Annotated in this window: 22 protein-coding genes; 2 read left to right on the forward strand and 20 right to left on the reverse strand. The window is 41.7% G+C overall.

From position 1 onward, the window contains the following. The first annotated feature begins 19 nt into the window (after window positions 1-19). Complete coding sequence (locus HMPREF0623_RS02425; RefSeq protein ID WP_050748328.1) at window positions 20-1,573, forward strand: APC family permease; 1,554 nt, start codon at window positions 20-22, stop codon at window positions 1,571-1,573. A 333-nt stretch (window positions 1,574-1,906) separates the two neighbouring features. Here HMPREF0623_RS02425 and HMPREF0623_RS02435 read toward each other — a convergent pair whose 3' ends face one another. The 10 genes from HMPREF0623_RS02435 to HMPREF0623_RS02485 all read right to left on the reverse strand — a co-directional run bounded on the left by HMPREF0623_RS02435 (window position 1,907) and on the right by HMPREF0623_RS02485 (window position 11,550). After that, on the reverse strand, window positions 1,907-2,260 hold the full coding sequence (locus HMPREF0623_RS02435) for an arsenate reductase family protein (RefSeq protein WP_002831856.1): 354 nt from the start codon (window positions 2,258-2,260) through the stop codon (window positions 1,907-1,909). Between the two features lie 200 nt (window positions 2,261-2,460). After that, window positions 2,461-3,879, reverse strand: coding sequence for a S41 family peptidase (locus HMPREF0623_RS02440; protein ID WP_004165918.1), 1,419 nt, complete (start codon window positions 3,877-3,879; stop codon window positions 2,461-2,463). Then, window positions 3,879-4,103 carry a YozE family protein gene (locus HMPREF0623_RS02445; protein WP_002830294.1) on the reverse strand — a complete coding sequence of 75 codons (225 nt, stop codon included), beginning with the start codon at window positions 4,101-4,103 and terminating at the stop codon, window positions 3,879-3,881. The genes HMPREF0623_RS02440 and HMPREF0623_RS02445 overlap by 1 nt, the downstream gene beginning before the upstream one ends. A gap of 31 nt (window positions 4,104-4,134) precedes the next feature. After that, window positions 4,135-4,725 (reverse strand): YpmS family protein, encoded by a 591-nt coding sequence (locus tag HMPREF0623_RS02450; protein WP_002830295.1) that lies wholly within the window; start codon window positions 4,723-4,725, stop codon window positions 4,135-4,137. A 9-nt stretch (window positions 4,726-4,734) separates the two neighbouring features. Next, entirely contained in the window at window positions 4,735-5,685 is a 951-nt protein-coding gene (locus HMPREF0623_RS02455; protein WP_036671238.1) for an SGNH/GDSL hydrolase family protein, read from the reverse strand. 62 nt (window positions 5,686-5,747) lie between these two features. Then, a complete protein-coding gene (locus HMPREF0623_RS02460) occupies window positions 5,748-6,593 on the reverse strand; it encodes a DegV family protein (RefSeq protein WP_002830297.1) in 846 nt (281 codons plus the stop codon). A 395-nt stretch (window positions 6,594-6,988) separates the two neighbouring features. Then, the gene (locus HMPREF0623_RS02470) at window positions 6,989-7,471 is read right to left on the reverse strand and encodes a dihydrofolate reductase (protein WP_004165921.1); all 483 of its coding nucleotides are present in this window, start codon (window positions 7,469-7,471) and stop codon (window positions 6,989-6,991) included. 17 nt (window positions 7,472-7,488) lie between these two features. Then, window positions 7,489-8,439 (reverse strand): thymidylate synthase, encoded by a 951-nt coding sequence (locus tag HMPREF0623_RS02475; RefSeq protein ID WP_002831862.1) that lies wholly within the window; start codon window positions 8,437-8,439, stop codon window positions 7,489-7,491. Window positions 8,440-8,443: 4 nt separating this feature from the next. Beyond that, window positions 8,444-10,339, reverse strand: coding sequence for an ABC-F family ATP-binding cassette domain-containing protein (locus tag HMPREF0623_RS02480; protein WP_004165923.1), 1,896 nt, complete (start codon window positions 10,337-10,339; stop codon window positions 8,444-8,446). A 2-nt stretch (window positions 10,340-10,341) separates the two neighbouring features. After that, window positions 10,342-11,550: a CCA tRNA nucleotidyltransferase gene (locus HMPREF0623_RS02485; RefSeq protein WP_004165924.1), complete on the reverse strand. Its 1,209-nt coding sequence runs from the start codon at window positions 11,548-11,550 to the stop codon at window positions 10,342-10,344. 115 nt (window positions 11,551-11,665) lie between these two features. Here HMPREF0623_RS02485 and HMPREF0623_RS02490 point away from each other — a divergent pair, with 115 nt between their 5' ends. Next, on the forward strand, window positions 11,666-12,535 hold the full coding sequence (locus HMPREF0623_RS02490; protein ID WP_004165925.1) for a YitT family protein: 870 nt from the start codon (window positions 11,666-11,668) through the stop codon (window positions 12,533-12,535). Between the two features lie 63 nt (window positions 12,536-12,598). Here HMPREF0623_RS02490 and HMPREF0623_RS02495 read toward each other — a convergent pair whose 3' ends face one another. The 10 genes from HMPREF0623_RS02495 to HMPREF0623_RS02540 all read right to left on the reverse strand — a co-directional run bounded on the left by HMPREF0623_RS02495 (window position 12,599) and on the right by HMPREF0623_RS02540 (window position 21,905). Next, on the reverse strand, window positions 12,599-13,069 hold the full coding sequence (locus HMPREF0623_RS02495) for a nucleoside 2-deoxyribosyltransferase (RefSeq protein WP_002830304.1): 471 nt from the start codon (window positions 13,067-13,069) through the stop codon (window positions 12,599-12,601). A 57-nt stretch (window positions 13,070-13,126) separates the two neighbouring features. Continuing rightward, window positions 13,127-13,378: a hypothetical protein gene (locus HMPREF0623_RS02500; RefSeq protein ID WP_002831868.1), complete on the reverse strand. Its 252-nt coding sequence runs from the start codon at window positions 13,376-13,378 to the stop codon at window positions 13,127-13,129. A gap of 67 nt (window positions 13,379-13,445) precedes the next feature. Next, entirely contained in the window at window positions 13,446-14,717 is a 1,272-nt protein-coding gene (locus HMPREF0623_RS02505) for a tetratricopeptide repeat protein (protein ID WP_036671484.1), read from the reverse strand. A gap of 65 nt (window positions 14,718-14,782) precedes the next feature. Then, window positions 14,783-15,058 carry an HU family DNA-binding protein gene (locus HMPREF0623_RS02510; RefSeq protein ID WP_002830307.1) on the reverse strand — a complete coding sequence of 92 codons (276 nt, stop codon included), beginning with the start codon at window positions 15,056-15,058 and terminating at the stop codon, window positions 14,783-14,785. Window positions 15,059-15,242: 184 nt separating this feature from the next. Then, a complete protein-coding gene (gene der / locus HMPREF0623_RS02515) occupies window positions 15,243-16,550 on the reverse strand; it encodes a ribosome biogenesis GTPase Der (RefSeq protein WP_002830308.1) in 1,308 nt (435 codons plus the stop codon). Between the two features lie 139 nt (window positions 16,551-16,689). After that, a complete protein-coding gene (rpsA, locus tag HMPREF0623_RS02520; protein ID WP_002831871.1) occupies window positions 16,690-17,901 on the reverse strand; it encodes a 30S ribosomal protein S1 in 1,212 nt (403 codons plus the stop codon). Window positions 17,902-17,975: 74 nt separating this feature from the next. After that, window positions 17,976-18,656 carry a (d)CMP kinase gene (gene cmk, locus HMPREF0623_RS02525; RefSeq protein WP_002830311.1) on the reverse strand — a complete coding sequence of 227 codons (681 nt, stop codon included), beginning with the start codon at window positions 18,654-18,656 and terminating at the stop codon, window positions 17,976-17,978. A gap of 15 nt (window positions 18,657-18,671) precedes the next feature. Continuing rightward, window positions 18,672-19,397, reverse strand: a complete 726-nt coding sequence (locus tag HMPREF0623_RS02530) for a LysM peptidoglycan-binding domain-containing protein (RefSeq protein WP_004165928.1) — start codon at window positions 19,395-19,397, stop codon at window positions 18,672-18,674. Window positions 19,398-19,470: 73 nt separating this feature from the next. Further along, window positions 19,471-20,895, reverse strand: a complete 1,425-nt coding sequence (locus HMPREF0623_RS02535; protein ID WP_004165929.1) for a RecQ family ATP-dependent DNA helicase — start codon at window positions 20,893-20,895, stop codon at window positions 19,471-19,473. Continuing rightward, complete coding sequence (locus HMPREF0623_RS02540; RefSeq protein ID WP_004165931.1) at window positions 20,892-21,905, reverse strand: helix-turn-helix domain-containing protein; 1,014 nt, start codon at window positions 21,903-21,905, stop codon at window positions 20,892-20,894. Before HMPREF0623_RS02540 ends, HMPREF0623_RS02535 begins: the two co-directional genes overlap by 4 nt. Window positions 21,906-21,909 lie beyond the last annotated feature (4 nt).

Raw genomic sequence — 21,909 nt, forward strand, 5'->3', positions numbered from 1 at the left:
AAATCTTTTTCAGCTAGTAATGCTCGGACTTGGTTCTCTAATTGGTTCCGGGTGGCTTTTCGGATCAATGGAGGCTGCTTCGGTGGCAGGTCCGGCAGCAATCTTTTCTTGGATAATTGGGTTTATCGTGATTGCTGTGATTGCCTACAACTATATCGAACTAGGCACCATGTTTCCCGAATCCGGAGGAATGAGTAAATTTGCCCAATACAGCCACGGTTCGCTGGTGGGCTTCATTGCCTCTTGGGCCAACTGGATTTCTTTAATAACCTTAATTCCCATTGAAGCCGTTGCCTCGGTCCAATACATGAGTACCTGGCCGTGGGCTTGGGCTAATTGGACCCATCACTTTTTCAAAAATGGGACCATCACCACTAGTGGTTTGTTAGTAGTGTTTTGTTTCATTTTAATCTTTACCCTACTAAATTACTGGTCGGTATCTTTATTAACTAGGTTTACAAGTTTAATTTCAATCTTTAAAATTGCCGTACCCTTAATCACCATCATCTTTTTAACGTTAAGTGGTTTTCATCCAGAAAATTACGGCCATTCTTTAACTGAATTTATGCCGTACGGATCGGCTTCAATCTTTGCTGCCACCTCGGCTTCTGGAATCATTTTTTCCTTCAATGCCTTTCAGACGGTAATTAATATGGGTAATGAAGTTAAGAACCCTAAAAGAAACGTTGGTTTGGGTGTGGGGATCTCCCTTTTAATTAGTGCCGTACTTTACTTAGTTTTACAAAGCACCTACATTACCTCAATTCCAAGTTCATTGATCGCTCAATCAGGTTGGCACGGGATTAATTTTGAATCTCCCTTTGCCGATTTAGCAATCCTCTTAGGGATTCACTGGTTGTCCGTCCTACTTTACCTGGACGCCTTTATTTCACCATTTGGTACCGGAGTTTCCTTCGTTGCTTCAACGGGACGGGCCTTAGCTGCCATGTCGAGTAATAACCATTTCCCTAAAATTTTAGGGAAGATCAATGCTAAGTATGGAATTCCACGGATCGCAATGGCCTTCAATGCCGTTTTAAGTATGGTAATGGTTTCGATTTTTAGGTCATGGGGTACTTTAGCAAGTGTCATCTCAACTTCAACCTTAATCGCTTACCTAACGGGCCCGATTACGGTGGTTTCATTAAGAAAGATGGCCTCGCGTTTCAACCGGCCCGTCCGGTTAAAAGCAATTAAATTCATGGCTCCGTTAGCCTTCATCTTAGCTTCCTTAGCTATTTACTGGGCAATGTGGCCCACTACGGTAGAAGTTATCCTAGTTATTTTACTTGGCTTACCAATTTTCATATATTACGAGTGGCGTTTACATTGGAAAGAAACCATTAACCAGTTGCGTAGTAGTCTTTGGCTAATTGTGTATCTAATTTTTCTTTCAATCATGTCCTACATTGGTAGCGCCGATTTTAACGGTAAAAACTTAATTCACTACCCCTTCGACTTTATTATGATTATTATAGCGGCGTTCATTTTCTACGTATGGGGAATGCGTAGCCGAATTATTACCGTCTCATTTGGCAATGCCCGCGAAGTTAATAATCGCGTCAAAAAATAAACTAGCTAATGTAAAAATAAGGGGCTGTGACAAAAGTCTCTAAACAAAAAAAACGATTCATGAGGTGAAAATTCCTCATGGATCGTTTTTATTTTGGTTTTTTGACTTCAATTGAGCCAAAAGGTGTGCCAAAAGTCAGTTGGTTCCGCTTAACTAAAAAATTGATCATCATGTCAAATTCAGGCATCATGGTCAATTTTTAGTTAATGCTCGCAAACTACCGATTTTTTGTCCCACTCTCTTTTACGTAGGAACAAATTAGTAGGCACCGAATTGTCAGATTACTTTTCTAAACTAGCTTTTATTCCACCTTGGATAAAATTTTTCCTTAGACTAAAGCCAGTTTTTTTCATATACCGCGGTATTAAAGCCGCAAGTAACCTTAGTATCGTCAACCATTAGTGGGCGCTTAATCAATTTGCCATTCTGCGACATTAATTCCGCTGCTTGTTCCTTTGACATCGTATCTATCTTATCTTTAAGTTTCATCTTACGATAGTCTATTCCACTGGTATTGAAAAAATAGCGTAAATTCTGATCACTTTTAGCAAAAAAATCCAGCATCTGCGCCTTAGTTGGCGGCTGTTCAACCAGGTCAATTTTGTTATATGAAATTTGTTGCTCTTTTAGCCATTTTTCGGCCTTTTTACACGTACTACACTTAGAATAACAATAAAATGTGGTCATAGTAGCCTCCTAAGTCATCTCTAAACTTTAATTTATGATACTACATTTTTTAGCTAAAGAACCCGACTCCATCCGCTTTTTATTTAGAGATTCACTATTATTTTGAAAATTCCGTATTAAAAAAGGGTTCGCCAACTTAATGACGAGACCCTACTTACTTTTACTAAATTGAAGTTCATGTTAAAAGCTTTGATTCATACTTATTTTTGCTTAGCAAGCACTTGTTCCGCTTTATTTAACGCGGGGTCACTCTTCGAAAGTGCGTTAATTACCGCTTGTTCAATAGAACGCATGGTCTTCGCGTCAGTTTTTCCGGTAACCGTTAGATGATTAGCTTGTTGGTAAGCTTGCACTGCTTGCGCAACGCTTTCTGTGTAATCTTTAGTAACTTTGCCAGAATAATAACCCAAATCTTTCAACGCAATTTGTAGATTCTTAATATCGGTACCGCTTTGTCCCACTTGGTACGTTTTATGGTGGTTAAACGTGGTGATGTAGGCCATTTCAGGATAGTCGGCTTTATAATCTGGCGTTAGTCCTTTTTTATTGATCCAAGTTCCATCCGGCGTTAACCACTTAGCAATCGTTAGCTTAAGTTCGTCATTATCCGTGTACTGGGTAATATTTTGTACGGTTCCCTTGCCGTAGCTTTGCGCGCCCACCAACGGAATCCCCGCTGATTGATGCAAAGCAGCCGCAAAAATTTCGGCAGCGCTAGCACTTTCGCCATTGATAATTACTACGGCCGTTTTCTTAACTTTGTATCCCCCGTCTAACTTACGACTAGCCTTATAAACTTCAGGCTTACCACTCCGGGTTTTGACCTGCATAATTGGCTGGCCGTCTTTTAAGAACATTGAAGACATCTTCAACGCCTGTTGCATCAATCCTCCCGGATTATTACGCACGTCGATGATGTATGATTTAGCCCCTTGATGATCTAGCTTCTTCAAGTTCTTCTTTAGTTCACTCGCCGTCTTCTCTGCTACAGAAGAAATCGTGATGTATCCCACTTTATTCTTCAGTAGCTTTCCAGTCACTGTTTCGACCGGAATTTTGGCGCGCTTAAGCTTTTTAGTAAAGGTGGTGTCTCCGCGGTGTAATTCCAATTCCACCGTGGTTCCCACCTTACCGCGCATAATGCTCATCGTTTTGGATAACGACTGACTGGCAACTGATTTACCGTTAACCTTAATAATCTGATCGCCGGCCTTCAGCTTCGCTTTTTGTGCGGGAGTTCCGTCAATCGTGGACATGATTTCGATATGACCATTCTTTTTAATTACTTGGATCCCAATTCCGCCAAACGATCCCGCCACGCTATCATTTAAGGAGGAAGCGTCGCTATCGGTAAGGTAGTTTGAAAACGGATCGTCTAAGGTTGCCAGCATCCCGTTAATTGCCCCGGTAGCTAACTTGTTAGAATCAACGTTCCGGTAATAATTAGTATCAATTTGATTATAAACGCTCGCAATTCGATTTAAATTGGTTTGGCGGTCTGCTGATGAATTAGTGAAACCCAGTAGAAAAGTCATTACCCCCGCCAAGGTAATAACACCCCCTAAAATTACCGACCCAACCACGGTAAGGTACGGGTGTCGATTAATAAATTTTTTCATTAATTCTGTTCACTTTCCAAGTATCGTTGCCAAGCCTGATCAAAAATGGTCATGTTTTGCAAATAGCTCCCGTTGAGCTCTAGATACTTACTGATTTCTTCAAAATCCCGGTCTTGTTTAGGAAATGATTGGTCGAAAAAAGCTTGGTTTGCAAACTCTTCAACTTCGTCATTAGGTTCTGGATTCCGCTGGGTCATTAAAAACTGGTAAAATGTTTTTCTCAAAATATTCCTCCTCTACTTCACGACAACTCGGCTAGTTTGCTGATTTAGGCACGTTGATAATGAATTTAAACTGGTCGTGTACAATATCAATCTTTTCAACTTGGAAACTAACTTTATTTGTGGTTTTGATCTGGTCTAAACGTAGCAGTGCCTGATCCCCATTAATAATTACCCATTTAGGTAATTCATAGTTGCGGGAAATATATTTCAAAACCACCTTAGCTGGCAATTTTAACGTTCCCACTGACAAGCTGTGTGCTTTAAGCCGAATATTGCCCCCCTTAGTAACTGAAGGCACCATCGTTAACGCAAATTGAACCTTTTGCCCTAGGACTTCAATTTGCCCGCCTAAAATCGCGTAACGTTTTCCAATTCTAAATTGGTAGGTAAAGTCTTTGCTTTTTTGAAACTGGTTCAAATAGGCCGCACTTAAGTCATTTAACTGCGTTTTATTCAACGTGATTGGTACTTGGTCAAACTTATGGGGATCCTTCTTAGCCGTTTTTTCAAACTGGGGGACCGGTAAGCTCGCTTTGAAGCCCACGTAAACGCTCCCCGCCAATAATAACGCTACCAGAGTTAAAAATCCCCATTTCCAAAAATTATATAAATACTTGTTCATTCCGCCCTCCTAATCAAAAACTTCCAATTTTTGCAAAGCGGATTTTATTTTACTTGTCATCATATCATACCCCTTGTTATTTGGGTGAAAATGATCTTCATTTGAAAGGTATGCGTTCTTTTCTTTACTGTCCACTTTCCGAGTTTCCACCCGACTCTTCTCCACTACCGCAATATCATCTTCGGTACTTTGCTTCTTTAATTTTTTGATTTGTTGTTTAGTAGTAAACTGCCCTTTAGACAAGGCGTCGATGTTCACAAAAGTAGCGTCGTCAAATTCATCAGTCGTCGCCTTAGCAGTTGTATTAAAAGTCGTTACCGCTTGGGTAATGCTAGTTACGTTGGGGAAGTACACGTAAAATGGATTATAAATACCCACCATCACGATTTTTATCTTAGGGTTATTTTTCCGGGCAATTTCAAAAATTTTTCGTAAATTATTTTGATATTCTAGGCTAACTTTATTAACCCGTACTAAAATTTGACTTTCTGATTCACTAACGTTTTTTTGTAAGTTCTGGAAAAGATCGTTGCCTCCCGCAGTAACCACCAAAACATCACTTTTAACCGCTTCTTTTTGAATCCGCTTTGTATTCTGCAACCGGTGTAAAATTTGGTCACTACGTTCGCCACTAACCCCTTCATCATAAACAGTTGCTTTACCTGCAAGGTTTTTTTGAACAATTTGTTTTTTTAACCGCTTTTGGTACCCATCCTTGTCCTGAGTGTCTCCCACACCCTGGGTTAACGAGTCTCCTAGCGCCAAAATCTTTACTTGCGACGTTGCAGGCTGCGGTTGCTTAGTTTTGAGCTTCACGCTTTTCTTAACGACAGTTGGGGTAGGATTTGGCGAGTGGTTAGGCTGCGAGCTTTTGAAAAAACCCATGGCCCACAAAAAAACCGTTGCGATTAACAGCACCCCCACGATGCTAAACACGATTTCCTTTAAAACTTTTTTCATTTTTTCCTCACTCTTAAACCAAATTAGGGCCAAAACCGCTTATTCGATTTTAGCCCTAAAGGTTAGTCTTCACTGTAATATAGTAAACAAAATGCGCCCATGCCAGTGTGGGTAGCAATGATTGGCACCGTTTCACGAACCACAATATCCTTTACAGGGAAAAGTTCGCCAACGTGCTTCTTCATATCTTCAACCATTTCATCAGCATGCACATGTGAAATCCCGACTGACTTAATTTTACCGCTTTGTTTCATTTCTTCGTAAATATCAAGCCAGATCTTCTTCATGGCCTTCATACCACGAACTTTGTTAGCAATGTCTAATTTACCATCTTTTACTTGCAAAAGCAGCTTGATATTTAACAATCCGCCAAGCATTCCACTAACCTTACTAAGTCGGCCACCCTTAACTAAGTTTTCAAGGTTAACAATACCTAAATAAAGTTTAGTGTGGTCGCGAATGTAGGCAGCACGTTCCAGAATTTCTTCTTTGGTTGCTCCAGCCTGAGCCATCTTAGCCGCTTCAATAACTTGAAAGGCTAGTGCCCGATCGGTAAACTGGCTATCCACCACCGTCACGTCGGACTTACTTAGTTCAGCAGCTTGTTGCGCAGTGTGTACCGTCCCACTAATGGCCGCAAGCATATTAAAACTAATCACCTGACTGCCATCCGCACCTAACCGATCAAACATCTCAACGAATTTACCTAGCGGTGGTTGGCTAGTTTTAGGGAGTGAATTTGACTCGGCCATTTTTTGAATAAATTCCTCGTTAGAAATGGTCTCCCTTTCCACGTATACGGTGTCATCAATCATCACGCTCAATGGTACGATTGAAATATTATATTTTTTAATTTCTTCATCCGTTACACCACAGGATGAATCGGTGACAATTTTAATTTGAGTCATATGCTTCCACTTTCCCTTGTATCATAATTATTACGAGCCAACCAACGTCAATTAACACTTTCAATTAAGTTAGTAAAACTCGCTTGCTTAATAATATCATTATAACAATCTCTGTTGATTTTTGGCTGAATAATGCCGTTTTTTAATAAAAAGGTTGGGAAAAAATAATAAAATGCTTTTCAAGGATGAAAAGGATCTTAAAAAGTTGTTTTGGTGTTTTGACTTCAAGAGAGCCAAAACCTGTGCCAAAAGTCAGTTGGTTCCGCTTAACCAAAAATTGACCATCATGCCTAATTCAGGCATCATGGTCAATTTTCAGCTAATGCTCGCAAATTACCCGACTTTTGTCCCACTCTCTTTCGTCATGGCTATTTTATAGTTAATTTTTTCCAAAATTAATTACGCCTGATCCATTGCTGAAAAACGTGGTCTGGAACTCCAGGTACACTTTTTCCCGGACGTTCTTCCTGTAAAGTAAACTTTTGTTTATCCACCACGGGAGCAAATACGTCGCATTGAAAGTCGCCAGTTACTTTAGTGATCAATAATTCATCCGCAACCGGCATTAACTTATGATATACCGCTGACCCACCAATTACGAAATGCTTTTCCGTTTTCGTAAGGCTAGCTAACAGTTCTTCGTAAGAAGAAAATCCCCGAACTTCCGAGGGCAAATGTTCCGGATGGTGAGTTAGTACCAGATTTGTTCGACGCGGTAACGGACGACCAATCGACTCAAAAGTCTTGCGACCCATAATTACCGAATGGTCCAGCGTAGTTTGTCGGAAAAAAGCCATATCATCCGGTATGTGCCACGGGATGGATTGCTGCCGACCAATTCCATGACGGTCATCTTCCGCCCAAATCATTGTAATCATGCAAATCTCCTAATTTTTTAAACAGCTACCGGAGCCTTAATGGCAGGATGTGGATCGTAGCCTTCTACCACAATGTCGGCTGGTTCGTAATCAAAAATATTTTCGTGAACTTGGTTAAATTTCAACCGCGGAGCCGGACGAGGGTCCCGAGTTAATTGTTCCTTAACTTGGGCAATATGGTTACTGTAAATATGCGCGTCCCCAAGGGTATGCACAAATTCACCAACTTCTAGGCCACAAGTCTTAGCAATCATCGCCGTTAGCAATGCGTAACTAGCAATGTTAAACGGCACCCCGAGGAAAATATCCCCGCTACGTTGGTAAAGTTGACAACTCAGCTTGCCATCAGCCACGTAAAATTGGAATAACGAGTGACACGGTGGCAAAGCAGCCGTTGGGACATCCTCTGGATTCCAAGCGGTCACGATCATTCGGCGAGAATCAGGATGGTTCTTAATCAAATCAATCACGTTTTCAATTTGGTCAATAGTTTCTCCAGTACTAGTTTTCCAAGCCCGCCATTGACTACCGTACACATTCCCCAAATCGCCATACTTAGCAGCAAAGGCGTCGTCTTCCAAGATTAACTTGGTAAAACGATCCTTTTGCACTTGATACTGTGCGTTAAAATCCGAGTCGATCAAGGAGCGGTGCCCAAAATTGGTCATATCTGGCCCATCGTATTCGGCACTCTCTACCCATTTTTTAAAGGCCCATTCGTCCCAAATGTGGTTCTTGTGTTGTAACAAATAGCGAATATTCGTATCACCCTTTAAAAACCACATCAACTCGCTTTTAATTAAGCCAAACGGCACCCGTTTGGTAGTTAACAGGGGGAACCCTTCACTGAGGTCAAACCGCATTTGGTAGCCAAAGGTACTCAAGGTTCCCGTTTGTGTCCGGTCACTTTTTTGGTGACCATTTTCTAAGACATATCTTTCTAGGTTCAGGTATTGTTCTTCGAGCATCCCGTTACTCCCCTTCTTCAAAACTTTCCAAATACTCCCAACGCGCCATTTTATTCTCTAACTCATCGGATACCTGGTTGAGTTCAGCCTGAAGTTCCGATAGTTTGCCATAATCCGCAGCGTATTCGTTCATTTGTTCGGTAATTGTTTTAGATTTTTGTTCTAGTTTATCAATTTCTGCTTCAATTGTCTGCCATTCTTTTTCTTCGGCATAGGTTCTTTTTTTCTTCTTTTTTGGTTTGGCCACGGAAGTTGGTTCCGTCCGAGGCTTAGCCGCGGTAGCACTAGTAGACGTGGTTTGCGCCCGCTGTTTAAGGTAGTCGCTAATTTGACCAGTGTATTGTTCAATCTGCCCGTTACCATCAAAAATCAACAATTGATCGCTAACCTTATCAAGGAAATAGCGGTCGTGAGATACCGTTAAAACGGTCCCGTTGAAATGTTCAAGGTAGTTTTCTAATACGGTTAAGGTGGCAATATCTAAATCGTTCGTCGGTTCGTCTAGTAATAAGACGTTAGGTTGTTGCATGAGAACCTTAATTAAGTACAACCGGCGCTTTTCACCACCCGAAAGTTTTTTAATTAAACTTCCATGCATAAACTTCGGAAAGAGAAATTGCTCTAATAAACTGGTAACGCTAATTTTTTCACCGTCCCGGTTAACAACTTCTTGACCAATTTCCTTGATGTAATTAATTACCCGTTTGTCTTCTGGAATGGGCTCCATCTTCTGAGTATAATAGCCAATTTTAACCGTTTCGCCAATGTCGATCGTCCCGCCTTGGATGGGGAGCTTTCCGGCTATCGCATTCAAGAAGGAAGATTTTCCCGCACCATTGGCCCCTGTAATCCCAATTCGGTCGCCAGCTTGAATTAACTTGGTAAAGTCACGGGCAATCGGATGGCCCCCCACTTGCAAATCAAGGTGCTTAATTTCAATAACTTTTTTTCCTAATCGTTGTTGGGTTAGTCCAATCTCAACGTCTTGGTCAATTTCCTTAGGCGCATGCACGTCTTGATCAAGTTTATCAAACTTGTTAATTCGAGCCTGTTGCTTTGTTCCCCGGGCTTTAGGACCCCGCTTAATCCATTCCAGCTCTTGCTTATAAAGCTTGTACTTCTTTTCTTGGCTAGCTTCATTTTGCTGTTCGCGTAACGCCTTTTGTTCCACGTATTTAGCATAATTACCTTCATATTCGTACAGGTGACCGAAGCTTAGTTCCCAGATGTGGTTGGTTACCCGATCTAAGAAATACCGGTCGTGGGTAACTAGTAAAAGGGCGCCCTTGTAATCGGCTAAATACTTTTCTAGCCACTCAATTGAGTCAAAATCCAAGTGGTTAGTGGGTTCGTCCAGTAGCAATAAATCCGCGGGTTCTAATAAAGCCTGCGCTAACGCAATTCGCTTCACCTGGCCCCCTGATAGTTGGTTAATTGGGGCATCCAGCATATCCACGTGGAGTTGCGTTAAGATTGTCTTGATATTGCTTTCGGTATTCCAGGCGTCCAGCCGGTTCATTTCATCTTCAGCTTTAGTAAACTTCTCAAAAATCGTATTTGAAGTGGGTTTATCAGTATATTGAGCTAAAACTTGCTCGTAACGTTTGATTACCCGAAAAACTTCTTGGTCCCCGCTATAAATAAAGTCCCGAACCGTTTCATATTGGTTAATCTCCGAGCTTTGCTTTAAGTAGGCAATTCGGTAATCGTTGGGAGCTTCAAACTCGCCGCTATCAGCCGGATCAATCCCAGCGACCGCGTTTAAGAGGTTGGTTTTTCCTGACCCGTTCGTCCCGATCAACCCAATCCGATCATTTTCGTTGATGGTGAAATTAATCGATTGAAAGAGTTGCTTTTCCCCATATGTTTTGGTTAAATTTTTAGCCTTTAATGTTTTCATTCTCAATCATCTTTCCCTAATTTTCGTGCTGCTGTAAACAATGCTTCTGGTTGGTTCGGCAATTGATCGTTAATCACCATGGCTTTTAAGGAGTTTAAAATCCGCCCCATTTGGGGTCCTGGAGTGATGATCTGGTTTGCAATCAAGTCCTTACCAGTTACCGCTAATTCTTTAGGTGATTTGATTTGTAGCGTTTGGTAAGTGTCCAACCATCCCTGTGCATCATGACCTAAAATTTTCGCCACCCGGACTGCGTTAGCGACGTTATTAGCACCAGCTTCAAATAAAATTATCCGATCCACCCCGGTACTATCCAGCATGCTAAGTACCCGAACGGTTGCCGTAACGTGGCGAATCAATTCGTTAGAGGTCTTCCACTGCTTTAAAAAGCGGTTAATTTGTGCGCCGCGTAGCTGCAACATCCACGCTAAAAGCGCCCAAACTTGGGTTTCGTTTTCTAACTGGCTTAGCGGATAAGCTAGCAATTCTTGCAGTACGGCTCCCTTACCGGCTAATCCTGGACAGTACTCATGGAGCCGCGTGGCAACCATATCAGCTAACCCCCGGTTAGGATTAGTTCCTAGCATCATCTTTTGAAACTCTACTAGGGTTCGTTCCACCGAGATTTTAGCCAACAAACTGCTATTCATTTTAATGGCCGCCAACGTTTGCGGTTCGATCACAAAATCTAATTGACTAGCAAACCGGACTCCGCGCATCATTCGTAAAGCATCTTCGTGAAAACGTGCCTTAGGGTCCCCGACCGCGCGAATTTTCTGCTGTTTAAGGTCGGTTAAACCGTCAAAAACGTCAATAACGGTTCGATCTTCCCGTAAGGCAAAGGCGTTAATGGTAAAATCGCGCCTCATTAAGTCTTCCTTTAGTGACCGGACAAACGTAACCTGATCAGGCCGCCGAAAATCTTGGTAACCACTTTCCGTTCGAAAAGTGGTGATTTCGTAACTATGTTCTCCAGTTAAAACCATTACGGTTCCGTGTTCGATTCCCGTATCAACGGTTCGTTTAAAAATTTGTTTAATTTCAGCGGGATAAGCACTCGTCGCAATGTCCACGTCGTGAATGGGCTTACCAAGCAACGTATCCCGGACACTACCGCCCACAAAATAAGCTTCATATCCAGCTTCTTCGATTTGTTGTAACACGTTTCGTGCTTCCTCAAACTCTTGTGGCATTTTTTCTAACTGCACCATTCTCACATCCAATCCACATTTAATACTACCAGAAACCACCCTGATTTTGAAAAGGAAGTTCCACTTCTATGGTATGATATTTGCAAGTACTGCATAAGGAATAAGGAGGTTGTTTATGCAAAAAGATGAATCAATTCGGTTGTTAGATTTCGTCATGATTACGCTAGGCTGTTGTCTGTACGGGCTTGGTCTTGCCGTGGTTAACATCCCCAATCACCTCGCGGAGGGTGGGATCACCGGGGTAACTCTGATATTGCGGGCCTTGTTTGGGATTGATCCCGCGCTTTCCACGCTGTTAATCAACGTTCCCTTAATTTTAATTGGTTACCGCTTTTTGGGTAAGCGTTCCTTAATTTACACAATTTTTGGAACGTTAGCACTTTCTTTTTGGTTGTACTTTTGGCAACGCATCCCCATTAGCTTGGATATTCATCACGACATGTTCATTGCCGGGATTCTCGCCGGGATCGCCGGTGGTTTCGGAAGCGGGGTCGTTTACCGTTTTGGTGGAACTACCGGTGGAACCGACGTCGTTGCCCGAATTTTGGAAAAGCGCCGCGGAATTGCAATGGGACACACCCTTTTCGCACTTGATGCGGTTGTCTTAACCATTTCGCTTTGCTACATTGACGTCTTACATATGATGTACACGTTACTAGCTGCCTACGTTTTCTCCCGCTTAGTTTCCCTGACCCAAGTCGGAGCTTACGCGGGCCACGGCTTAATCATTATCAGTGACCAAAATGAAGAAATTGCAGAAGCCCTTATGAATGAGCTCGGTCGTGGTGCTAGTTACATAAAAATGACGGGCGCGTATTCTAATAACGAACACCAGATGGTTTATTGCGTAATCGGCCCTAACGAACTCAACTTAGCTAAACGAATTATTGAACGCGTCGACCCCCGCGCGTTTACTTCCGTAATCGACGTTCACGAAGCCATTGGTGAAGGATTCACTTACGATTCCGATAAACAACCTGAATAATACAAAAAAATGCAGAAGTCGCCAATTGGCAATTTCTGCATTTTTATTACCGCTGCCTAACCTTTAAAATACCGTTAAATCAGAATACTTCGGAGTTAACTCATTAAAATCATAGGTAGCTAAATTTTTAATATCTTCTCCATGGAAGAATGCTGCGTGACTACGAGCCAACATGAGGTTAATCTTGTCGGTGTCGTCAAATTGAACTAAAATAACTGGTTTGCCATTTTCAAATGCGGCGCCAATTTCAAATACCGTTCCAGGATCTGAAATCACTTCTTCATCTTGCTTAGCATAATCAAGAATTGCAACCACCACGTCTGATTTACGAACTTGACGAACGTCAGCTTCAAATACGCCAACTTGCCACTTAAAAGTACCAAACTTTTCTGCTTCGTATTGGTGATCCATTGGAACGTAGATGTTATCACCGTCGATCGTCGAATTTTTCTTTAAAAGTTCTTCAACCTTCCGTACCCGTTCAATTTGTAAATCACTGAAGAAAGGTGCTGCTAAATATACCGAATTTGCCATTCTTCCAATCACTCCTTTAGCCTTGTGTAATAAAACTATAACATAGCTAAGAGCATTTTAGAGCAATGTTTTTAACTCCGCGGTCGAAATTTTTTCCGGAAGATTCTTGTCTAGCGCATAGAAAAACTGACCGGTTGCGTTTTTACCAACGACTCCGTAAACGGTTCGTTCGTTAAAACTAGTGAGTAGTTTAATTTGGTAATTTTTGGCAATCACATTTTTCATTAACGTTTGTTGTTCATTAAAACTTGCGTCGTTAAATTTCGTAAAGTCCGCCGGTTGTTCTGCCGTAAATTGATTTTTACGCATAACCTCGACCATCTTTTTGTTAAATTTAGGCGCCCAATCTTTAATCTTAAAGTTATCTTGCCAACGATTAATAACCCTGCACCTCCAAATCTGCTAATTCATCTTGCATATTCAAATCGGTTGGAACCAATTTGACATACTTCCGCGCTACGTCTACCGCTTGTTCAAGTTGACCATTTTCTTTACTGAAGTGGTACCAATCTAGCAAGAACGGCGCAGAGTCAGCCAAATCATTCGCAGCAGCACTAAAATGCTTCTGTGCTCCCGCAAAGTCTTCCGTTTTCCACTCGGCAAGTGCCACGTTCCAATTTAATTGGGCATCCGTGATTTCGTCCGTCGCGTAATTTAAAGTTTCTGCGTAACGACCTTGGCGATTATAAAAATCGGTAATCCGAATTATGGCTGCCTGATTATCTGGAGCCAATTCTACAGCTTTTTGTAGGTACTTCTCAACTAACTCGTCATCATGGGCGTGCTCAGCCATTTCAGCAGCCAGCAAATATAGGTCCGGGTTATATTGGTCAGCCGCTAACCCCTCTTGTGCAGCGGTTAAGCCCTTATCCCATTCCTCATCGCGGCGGTACGCATCAATCAAGTACGGATAGACACTGCTATACGATGAGTCCATGTCGACAACTTTCTCTAACACCGTCTGCGCGCGTTGCACTTCATTAAGCTGCAGATAGGTAATTCCCTCCTGCATTAAAATATCGGGAGTCAAGTCTTCATCATGAATCTGTTCATAATAAGCGATTGCCTTTTCAAACTTGCCAGAAGCCGCATAGGAAGCCGCTAAACGCTCGACAATGTTGATTTGGCTCATCATAGGGATCCCTTGCTTAATCAGCCTGAGGTAGTACGTGACGGCCTTAGGATAGTCTTGCATTGTGTAGTACAACTCCCCTAAGGCTAATTGAATTGCCGGTTCGTCTGGGGCAAGTTGCTCAGCAGCTAAAAGTTTTCTTTCCGAAACCTCGTATAATTCTTCAGTTTGATAAAGATCGGCTTCCACCATCAATGCCGACACGTAAAATTCAGAATCTTCAGGAATCTTTTCTAGGTTCGCTAGAGCACGATCATTTTCTCCTTGGTCCACCAAAATTTCAGCAGCCAATACCGGTAATTCATGATCACCAGGATATCGTTCGATCAATTTTTCATAAATCCGGAGTGCCTTGCCATCAAACCCCAAAGCATACAGTTCCCCAGCTAGGTTATAAAGGGTCTCGTCATCGTCTTTTCTCAACGCCCAACCGTATAACCGATTGAATTCGTCAATTTGTCCCGATTCTAAGGCATCTAATGCTCTTTTAGAGTAATTTGCTTCTTCGTTATTCATAATTTTTACAGGCAAACAAAAAGCCAGCATAACAGAGCTATGCTGACCCAAGTTCAGAAATCCGCTTATTTAACAGCGTCCTTCAAAGCCTTACCAGGCTTGAATGCTGGAACTTTGCTTGCTGCGATTTCAATTTCTTTACCAGTTTGTGGGTTGCGACCCTTACGAGCTGCACGATTACGTACTTCAAAAGTACCGAAACCGATCAATTGAACTTTGTCGCCCTTCTTCAAGTCATCTTGAATTGAGCCAAATACAGCTTCAACAGCCGCTGTTGCATCCTTCTTGGTTAAACCAGTCTTCTTAGCAACATTTTCAACTAATTCTGCTTTGTTTGCCATGTATATTTCACCTCCTGAATTTTGTTTATCAAAACAAGGTGTTTTGTCATTTTTGAAAAATCAAAAACGGTGAAACAATAATCTGTTATTATTTCAACTTGAAATATATCACACAGAGTCTGCTGTGACAAGCTTTTTTGCGCTTTTTGCATTAAAAAGAGCATCTATAATACTTATTTAAGAATTACTTCCGACGACGTTCAATTAAATGCACAGGTGTTCCCTCAAAGTCGAATGCTTCGCGAATTTTGTTTTCTAAGAAGCGTTCGTACGAGAAATGCATTAAGTCCGGATCGTTAACGAAAATCACGAAAGTTGGCGGCTGTATGCTAACTTGCGTACCGTAGTAAACCCGTAGACGTTTGCCGTTCTCACTAGGTGTAGGGTTAACTGCAATAGCATCCATCAACACGTCGTTTAAGGTGGATGATTGCACTCGACGACGGTGATTTTCATCGACCCGTTTGATTAATGCGGGAAGTTGCGATAAACGTTGTTTTGTAACGGCAGAAACAAAGATAATTGGTGCATAGCTGAGGTAGGCAAACTCTTGGCGTATTGACTGTTCAAAGTTAGATAAACTATGGTTATCCTTTTTTAGCTTATCCCACTTATTTACCACGATTACGATTGCCCGGCCCGCTTCGTGGGCATAACCCGCAATCCGCTTATCCTGTTCTCGAATACCTTCCTCAGCATTTAGTACTACCAAAACTACGTTACTGTTGTCGATGGCTTTCATTGCCCGCATCACACTATAGCGTTCAGTATTTTCGTAAATTTTCCCTTTTTTCCGCATTCCAGCGGTGTCGACCATTACAAACTCGTCACCATTACTTGTAAATCGCGTATCGATTGCATCCCGGGTCGTTCCTGCAATGTCAGAAACAATTACCCGTTGTTCGCCTAAAATTGCGTTAACTAATGAAGATTTTCCAACGTTAGGCCGCCCAATTAAACTAAAGCGGATTGCTTCGTCATCTTCTTGTGCTTCTTTTTCTGGAAAATTAGCGATGACTGCGTCTAGCAGGTCCCCTAAACCTAGTCCGTGGCTTCCAGATAATGGGTACGGGTCACCAAAACCTAAGCTGTAAAAGTCATAAATATCTTGGCGTAATTCCGGGTTATCGACTTTGTTAACCGCTAAAATAACCGGCTTATCGGCTTTATATAAAATTTTAGCAACCGCTTCGTCCGCGTCACTAACGCCTTCCCGAACACTTACGATAAAAATAATTACGTCCGCTTCGTTAATTGCCAATTCGGCTTGATCCCGAATTTCTTCTAAAAATGGTTCTTCACCAATTTGAATTCCGCCAGTATCAATTAGGTTGAATTTCCGACCTAGCCATTCGCTATGGGTATAAATTCGGTCTCGGGTTACTCCCGGAGTATCTTCCACAATGGAGATTCGTTCCCCCGCAATTCGGTTAAAAATGGTTGATTTTCCGACGTTTGGTCGACCGACAATTGCTACAGTTGGATTTCCCATCAATTGGCCCCCTTTCTAAATACAACATTAAAAAGGTCTTGGACAGACTATCATTCTCCGCCAAGGCCTTTCTAACTGAGTTGATAGGCATAATCTAGCACTCGACATGTTAAATTATTAATCCTAACAATTTTTTGAATTATTTATCTGAATCTTTAAGGCTATCACCAATGATATCGCCTAGTGTGAAACCAGTTGTTTCTTCTGGCATATCCTTGCTGTAGTCAGTTGCTGGAGCCTTAGAAGCTTTCTTTTCACTCTTTGGAGCTTCTTCTAAAGCTTTGATCGATAATGCCAAACGGCGTTCTTCTGGATGTACTTCAAGTACTTTAACCTTAATGTCTTGACCTTCTTCAAGTACATCTGCTGGAGTAGCGATGTGCTTGTGAGAAATTTGAGAAATGTGAACTAATCCTTCAACACCAGGGAAGACTTCAACGAATGCACCGAAATCCGTTAACCGTTTTACTTTACCATCTAAAACAGCACCTACTGGAGCTTTTTCAGCAATATTTTCCCAAGGTCCTGGTTGGGTTTGTTTGATTGAAAGTGAAATCCGTTCTCTTTCTGGATCAACACTTAAAACCTTAACTTGAACTTCTTCACCAGGCTTAAGAACGTCAGAAGGTTTTTCAACCCGTTCGTATGAAATTTCTGAAATATGAACAAGTCCGTCAATTCCACCAAGGTCAACAAAGGCACCAAAGTTTGTAAGACGAGCTACCTTACCAGTAACGACTTCGCCTTCTTGCAATGAGCTTAATACTTCTTGGCGTTTTTCAGCACGTTCAGCATTGATAACCGCCTTGTGTGAAAGAATCAAACGATTGTCTTCAGGCTTGATTTCGATAATCTTAACTTTAAGAGTTTGACCCTTATAAGCATTTAAATCATCAACGTAGCGGTTTTCAATCATTGAAGCAGGAATAAATCCACGTACTCCAGCATCAACTACCAAACCACCCTTAACAACTTGAGTAACTGGTACTTCAAGTTCTTCGCCATTAGCAGCCTTTTCTTCAATTTCTTTCCAAACTTTACGAGCTAATAGACGCTTACGAGAAAGTAGGTAACTGCCACCTTCCTTATCGTCACCAATCCGTGAAATAACTACAAGTTCTAGTTCATCACCAATTTTTACTTCGTCATTAATATTGTCGATATGTTGCGTAGAAAGTTCACGTAAAGGTACGACACCTTCCACACCAGCACCTTGAATTCCCACGATCACTTGACGATCGTCATCAATATCAAGTACTTCGCCAGTAACTACGTCACCAACTTTTACTTCTTCAACGCTATTAATTGCGTTGAGTAAATCACTGTTTTGATTAACATCATTTTCGGCCATCCGAATAATCCCCCTTTTACAGCACTTATACTTATATGATATCGAAAAAATTGCATAATTGCTAGTAATTGTTGTTACTTTCTGAATACAGTTTCATGAACAATGTCTAAAATCTTCTGTACCACCTCTTCAATCGACATGGCAGTAGTGTCTACCTCGATTGCATCAGCAGCTTTAGTGAGTGGTGAAATTTCTCGGGTAGAATCTTTGTGGTCCCGAATTTCAATTTCTTTCTTCAATTGTTCCAAATCTGTATCCATGCCTTTTGCAATATTTTCCTTATAGCGACGTTCGGCCCGTTCTTGGACACTAGCCACGAGAAAAATTTTAACTTCGGCATTTGGTAATACTGCTGAACCAATGTCGCGGCCATCCATGACGATTCCGCCATCTTTGGCTAAGTCGCGCTGCCAGTCCGTCAATACTTTACGGACTTGTTCTTGAGCCGCAATCGTAGAAACCGCATTGGTTACGTCCGTTCGCCGAATTGCTTCCGTGACTTCTTTTCCGTCCAAAAAGACCTTTTGTACGGGATCACCGGGTTCAAAATTTAAATTAGTTTCTGTCAACATTGTCGCGATCTTTTCTTCATCATTTAAATCAAAGTGATTTTGCATCGCTTTTAAGGTAACTGCACGATACATCGCGCCCGTATCGCAGTAAATGTAACTTAAATCCTTAGCGACAATTTTAGCAACCGTACTTTTCCCTGCTGATGCGGGTCCGTCAATTGCAATTTGTAATTTCTTGTCCATAAACTAACTAACGACCTACCTTACTCTTAATTGTTGTCCAGGTTCAATTTCGGAGTTACTGTTCAACCCGTTTAATTCCATCAACTTCTGAACAGAGATTCCGTTGTTAACCGCAACCCGATACATTCCTTGACCAGCTTGGACCGTTGCGTAAGAAGCACCTTCTGCAGAGCTAGCGCTGCTTGATGATTGCGTTGTTGCACTGCTTGAGGATGCTATTGACGAGCTTGCTGACGATTCTACTGATGTCGATTTTGACTTATCATCGTTCTTTTTCGTCGTTGATGATGTTGAGCTAGCAGATGACGAAGCATCCTTTTCATGCTTCTTAGATGAAGACTTGGCCTTACTTGCCGAATTTTTCTTACTTGATTTAGCTACCTGAGTGGTTGTAGTATTTGCAGTTTTTTGCTGAAAATCTTGCCGTTGGGTCATGTAATAAGCTAACGACGCAATTGCCAAGATGATTACTACCCAGATCATCGAACCTACAATGGTTTTAGTCCGCTTTTTTTGCTTATGAAACTCGCCGCGTTCCGACTTACTTGCGACTTGCTCTTCAGCAGCATGTTCATTCGTAGCTGTTTGCTCGGCGTGGGCTGATTCCTCAGGATTCGTTGTGGAAGCAGCTGCCTTATTTTCAGAGTTCGCTACCTTTTCGTTAGCAGCTCGTTCCTCAGTAACTTCATTTGACGAAGCCTTTTCGATTGATTTCTTGTTTTTCTTGTTTTTGCTACTCAATGTTCGTCCTCCTAATGCATACCAATATGATGTATTTTACAATATTTTATTTAGAATGACTACGTAAAACAGGCTAGTTAGCCGCAAAAATTTGTGCTAATTTGTCCTTCCAGCCCATCATCGCCAATTTACTAGAATCATGCGCCTCTTGCAACCCGAATTCTGTGAAATCACTTATCGAACCGCAACATTGTTCATCGTGTTTCGTAAATGGTTCATCAAAATGTTGCAATAAAAAGCGCCGGTGACATCCCGTAGTCCGAATTAATTTTAACATTTCTAAAATCTGTTGTTCCTTTTGTTGCGCTTGTTTTTTAAATAATTTTTTTAATTGGCTTTCAGTTAGACCAAATTCCCGATAATAATTAACCAAAGCTTGCTGCTCTTCAGTTTGCTGTTCACCATTTGACAACGGCAATCCATCAGTGTTTGGAAGTGAATAACTATTTAAAATAGTTGGAATCATTTCATCTCCCGTCGCGTACAACGTAATCGCCACGCTTGACTTACCGTCGCGTCCGGCACGACCAATTTCTTGAACGTAGCTTTCAATGTCGCCCGGCATGTGGTAATGAATTACGTAACGAATATCGGCTTTGTCAATTCCCATGCCAAAAGCGCTAGTTGCACAAATCACGTCAAGCTGATTTTTTTGAAACTGACTTTGAACTTGTAGTCGGTCATAGGTGGACATCCCCGCATGGTATGGCGCAGCCGTTTGCCTAAGTTGGCGATTAATTAGTTCACTTACTTGGCTAGCAATCTTTCGACTAGAAAAGTATACAATGCCCGCGCCCGGTAGCTGGTCGATCAGATTTAATAACAATTCTTCCTTATCAGCGACGTTATCGGTCGTCAAAAAATCTAGAAAGATATTTTTGCGGTCTACGGAAGCAACGTACTGCTCAGTTGTTTGAACATTTAAGGCGAGGTATCGCAAAATTTCCGAGCGAGTGTTCCGGCTAGCAGTGGCCGTTAACGCTAACGTCAATGGATTTCCAAACTGCTGACGGACTTGCCCAATTCGCAAATAGTCCGGACGAAACGACTTCCCCCACTGCACAATGCAGTGAGCCTCATCCACGACCATCAACGCAATCTTTAAGCGGGCAATTCGCCCTTGTACCTCTGCCTTTTGTAAGCTTTCTGGTGATAAAAAAATAAATTTATATTCCGCCAGATGGTTTAATACGTATAGTTGATCGGTGAACGCTACTTGAGAAGTAAGCTCTGCAATTTGACGCTCGCCACTCAAACGCAACCGTTGGATTTGGTCCTTAATAAGGGATAACAATGGGGAAACCACCACTACCGTTCCGGGGACTAGTAAACCATACATCTGGTAAATTAAGGTTTTACCGGCTCCCGTCGGCAAAATTGCTAGCGTACTTCGCCCTTCCAGCAATTTATGTAAAATTTCCAACTGCCCGGGCCGAAATTCCTGAAATCCAAACCGGTCCTTCAATTTATCATAAATTAATTGGTCCGAAATTGTCATTGTCTTTGCCGTTCCTTAATAAATCTAATTTGGCTAAGCCGAAAATCAAAAAAGGTCAGCTCAGGATATTCTTGCAACGCAGTTTGAAAATCAACCCCCGCAATTTCCATTTGCGCAACACCAGGGCTTAAAAATTGTTGGTAGGGAAAATTATCCAGCAAGATTGCCATCATCAGTAAGTGTTCTTTTACAGTATTAATTTTCACCCGCCGCAATTCTGCAATTTTATCTACGTTATAACCCTTTTGTAATAGTTGCAAAGTTTGCCACGTACTTTTGGGCAAAACGGAGGGTTGCACAACCATTCCAATTAATTGGTTAAAGGGCGTCACTTGATTATTAATTACCAAGCTAAAAATTTTCCTAAAAATTAAGCGTAACCGTAATTCCATTTGAAATGGACTAACGTTATTAACCCGGGCAAGCTGCTCCACCGTTAATCCCAAGTCGTGATGGTTGGGTAAGTAGTTTACGAACCAGTCGGCTTCTTCTTTAGGTAATTGCTCACAGAGTGCACCCAACGCCTGTTGGTATTCCTGAACCAATTTTGGACGGGACGTTTCACTTTGTTTCCAGTTGGCAAACCACTTTTTTACCATGAAGTTTATCTGAGAGTCTTCACTTATTGGGATGTACCGCGTATTTTTAAAACTATACTCTGAAACTACCTGGGTTGCCATTAGCCATAGCTTAATTGCGGGATCAAATTTGACTCGTAAACTAGCTTCCGGTGGCGGCAAAACTCTACTTTGTTGCTGTGCCCCCCGTTCCGTTAGCTTTAACGCATCCCGTTCCCCAGTTAAGTAACCCATTTTAACTGCTTGATCTAAACTATTTAGGAATTCCTGACGATCCAGTTTTTTCCAAAAACCAATGTAATTTAGCAACCCGTATTCTAAGCCGCCATAAAGTGCCGATACCGTTAGTTTATTTTTCAACAAATTTAAAATCACCTTTGGTCGGCGACTTTGATGGCGGTCAAAAAAAATTAATCCGTCTTCCGGTTTCATTTGT

Origin of the sequence: Pediococcus acidilactici DSM 20284 (assembly GCF_000146325.1) — a bacterium.
Classification (GTDB): domain Bacteria; phylum Bacillota; class Bacilli; order Lactobacillales; family Lactobacillaceae; genus Pediococcus; species Pediococcus acidilactici.

Bases quoted from the DNA above. Each gene is read 5' to 3' on its own strand.
- HMPREF0623_RS02425 (WP_050748328.1), top strand. From the start codon at position 20: ATGCTCGGACTTGGTTCTCTAATTGGTTCCGGGTGGCTTTTCGGATCA.
- HMPREF0623_RS02435 (WP_002831856.1), bottom strand. From the start codon at position 2,260: ATGACCACATTTTATTGTTATTCTAAGTGTAGTACGTGTAAAAAGGCC.
- HMPREF0623_RS02440 (WP_004165918.1), bottom strand. From the start codon at position 3,879: ATGAAAAAATTTATTAATCGACACCCGTACCTTACCGTGGTTGGGTCG.
- HMPREF0623_RS02450 (WP_002830295.1), bottom strand. From the start codon at position 4,725: ATGAACAAGTATTTATATAATTTTTGGAAATGGGGATTTTTAACTCTG.
- HMPREF0623_RS02455 (WP_036671238.1), bottom strand. From the start codon at position 5,685: ATGAAAAAAGTTTTAAAGGAAATCGTGTTTAGCATCGTGGGGGTGCTG.
- HMPREF0623_RS02460 (WP_002830297.1), bottom strand. From the start codon at position 6,593: ATGACTCAAATTAAAATTGTCACCGATTCATCCTGTGGTGTAACGGAT.
- HMPREF0623_RS02470 (WP_004165921.1), bottom strand. From the start codon at position 7,471: ATGATTACAATGATTTGGGCGGAAGATGACCGTCATGGAATTGGTCGG.
- HMPREF0623_RS02475 (WP_002831862.1), bottom strand. From the start codon at position 8,439: ATGCTCGAAGAACAATACCTGAACCTAGAAAGATATGTCTTAGAAAAT.
- HMPREF0623_RS02480 (WP_004165923.1), bottom strand. From the start codon at position 10,339: ATGAAAACATTAAAGGCTAAAAATTTAACCAAAACATATGGGGAAAAG.
- HMPREF0623_RS02485 (WP_004165924.1), bottom strand. From the start codon at position 11,550: ATGGTGCAGTTAGAAAAAATGCCACAAGAGTTTGAGGAAGCACGAAAC.
- HMPREF0623_RS02490 (WP_004165925.1), top strand. From the start codon at position 11,666: ATGCAAAAAGATGAATCAATTCGGTTGTTAGATTTCGTCATGATTACG.
- HMPREF0623_RS02495 (WP_002830304.1), bottom strand. From the start codon at position 13,069: ATGGCAAATTCGGTATATTTAGCAGCACCTTTCTTCAGTGATTTACAA.
- HMPREF0623_RS02500 (WP_002831868.1), bottom strand. From the start codon at position 13,378: ATGCGTAAAAATCAATTTACGGCAGAACAACCGGCGGACTTTACGAAA.
- HMPREF0623_RS02505 (WP_036671484.1), bottom strand. From the start codon at position 14,717: ATGAATAACGAAGAAGCAAATTACTCTAAAAGAGCATTAGATGCCTTA.
- HMPREF0623_RS02510 (WP_002830307.1), bottom strand. From the start codon at position 15,058: ATGGCAAACAAAGCAGAATTAGTTGAAAATGTTGCTAAGAAGACTGGT.
- der (WP_002830308.1), bottom strand. From the start codon at position 16,550: ATGGGAAATCCAACTGTAGCAATTGTCGGTCGACCAAACGTCGGAAAA.
- rpsA (WP_002831871.1), bottom strand. From the start codon at position 17,901: ATGGCCGAAAATGATGTTAATCAAAACAGTGATTTACTCAACGCAATT.
- cmk (WP_002830311.1), bottom strand. From the start codon at position 18,656: ATGGACAAGAAATTACAAATTGCAATTGACGGACCCGCATCAGCAGGG.
- HMPREF0623_RS02535 (WP_004165929.1), bottom strand. From the start codon at position 20,895: ATGACAATTTCGGACCAATTAATTTATGATAAATTGAAGGACCGGTTT.
- HMPREF0623_RS02540 (WP_004165931.1), bottom strand. From the start codon at position 21,905: ATGAAACCGGAAGACGGATTAATTTTTTTTGACCGCCATCAAAGTCGC.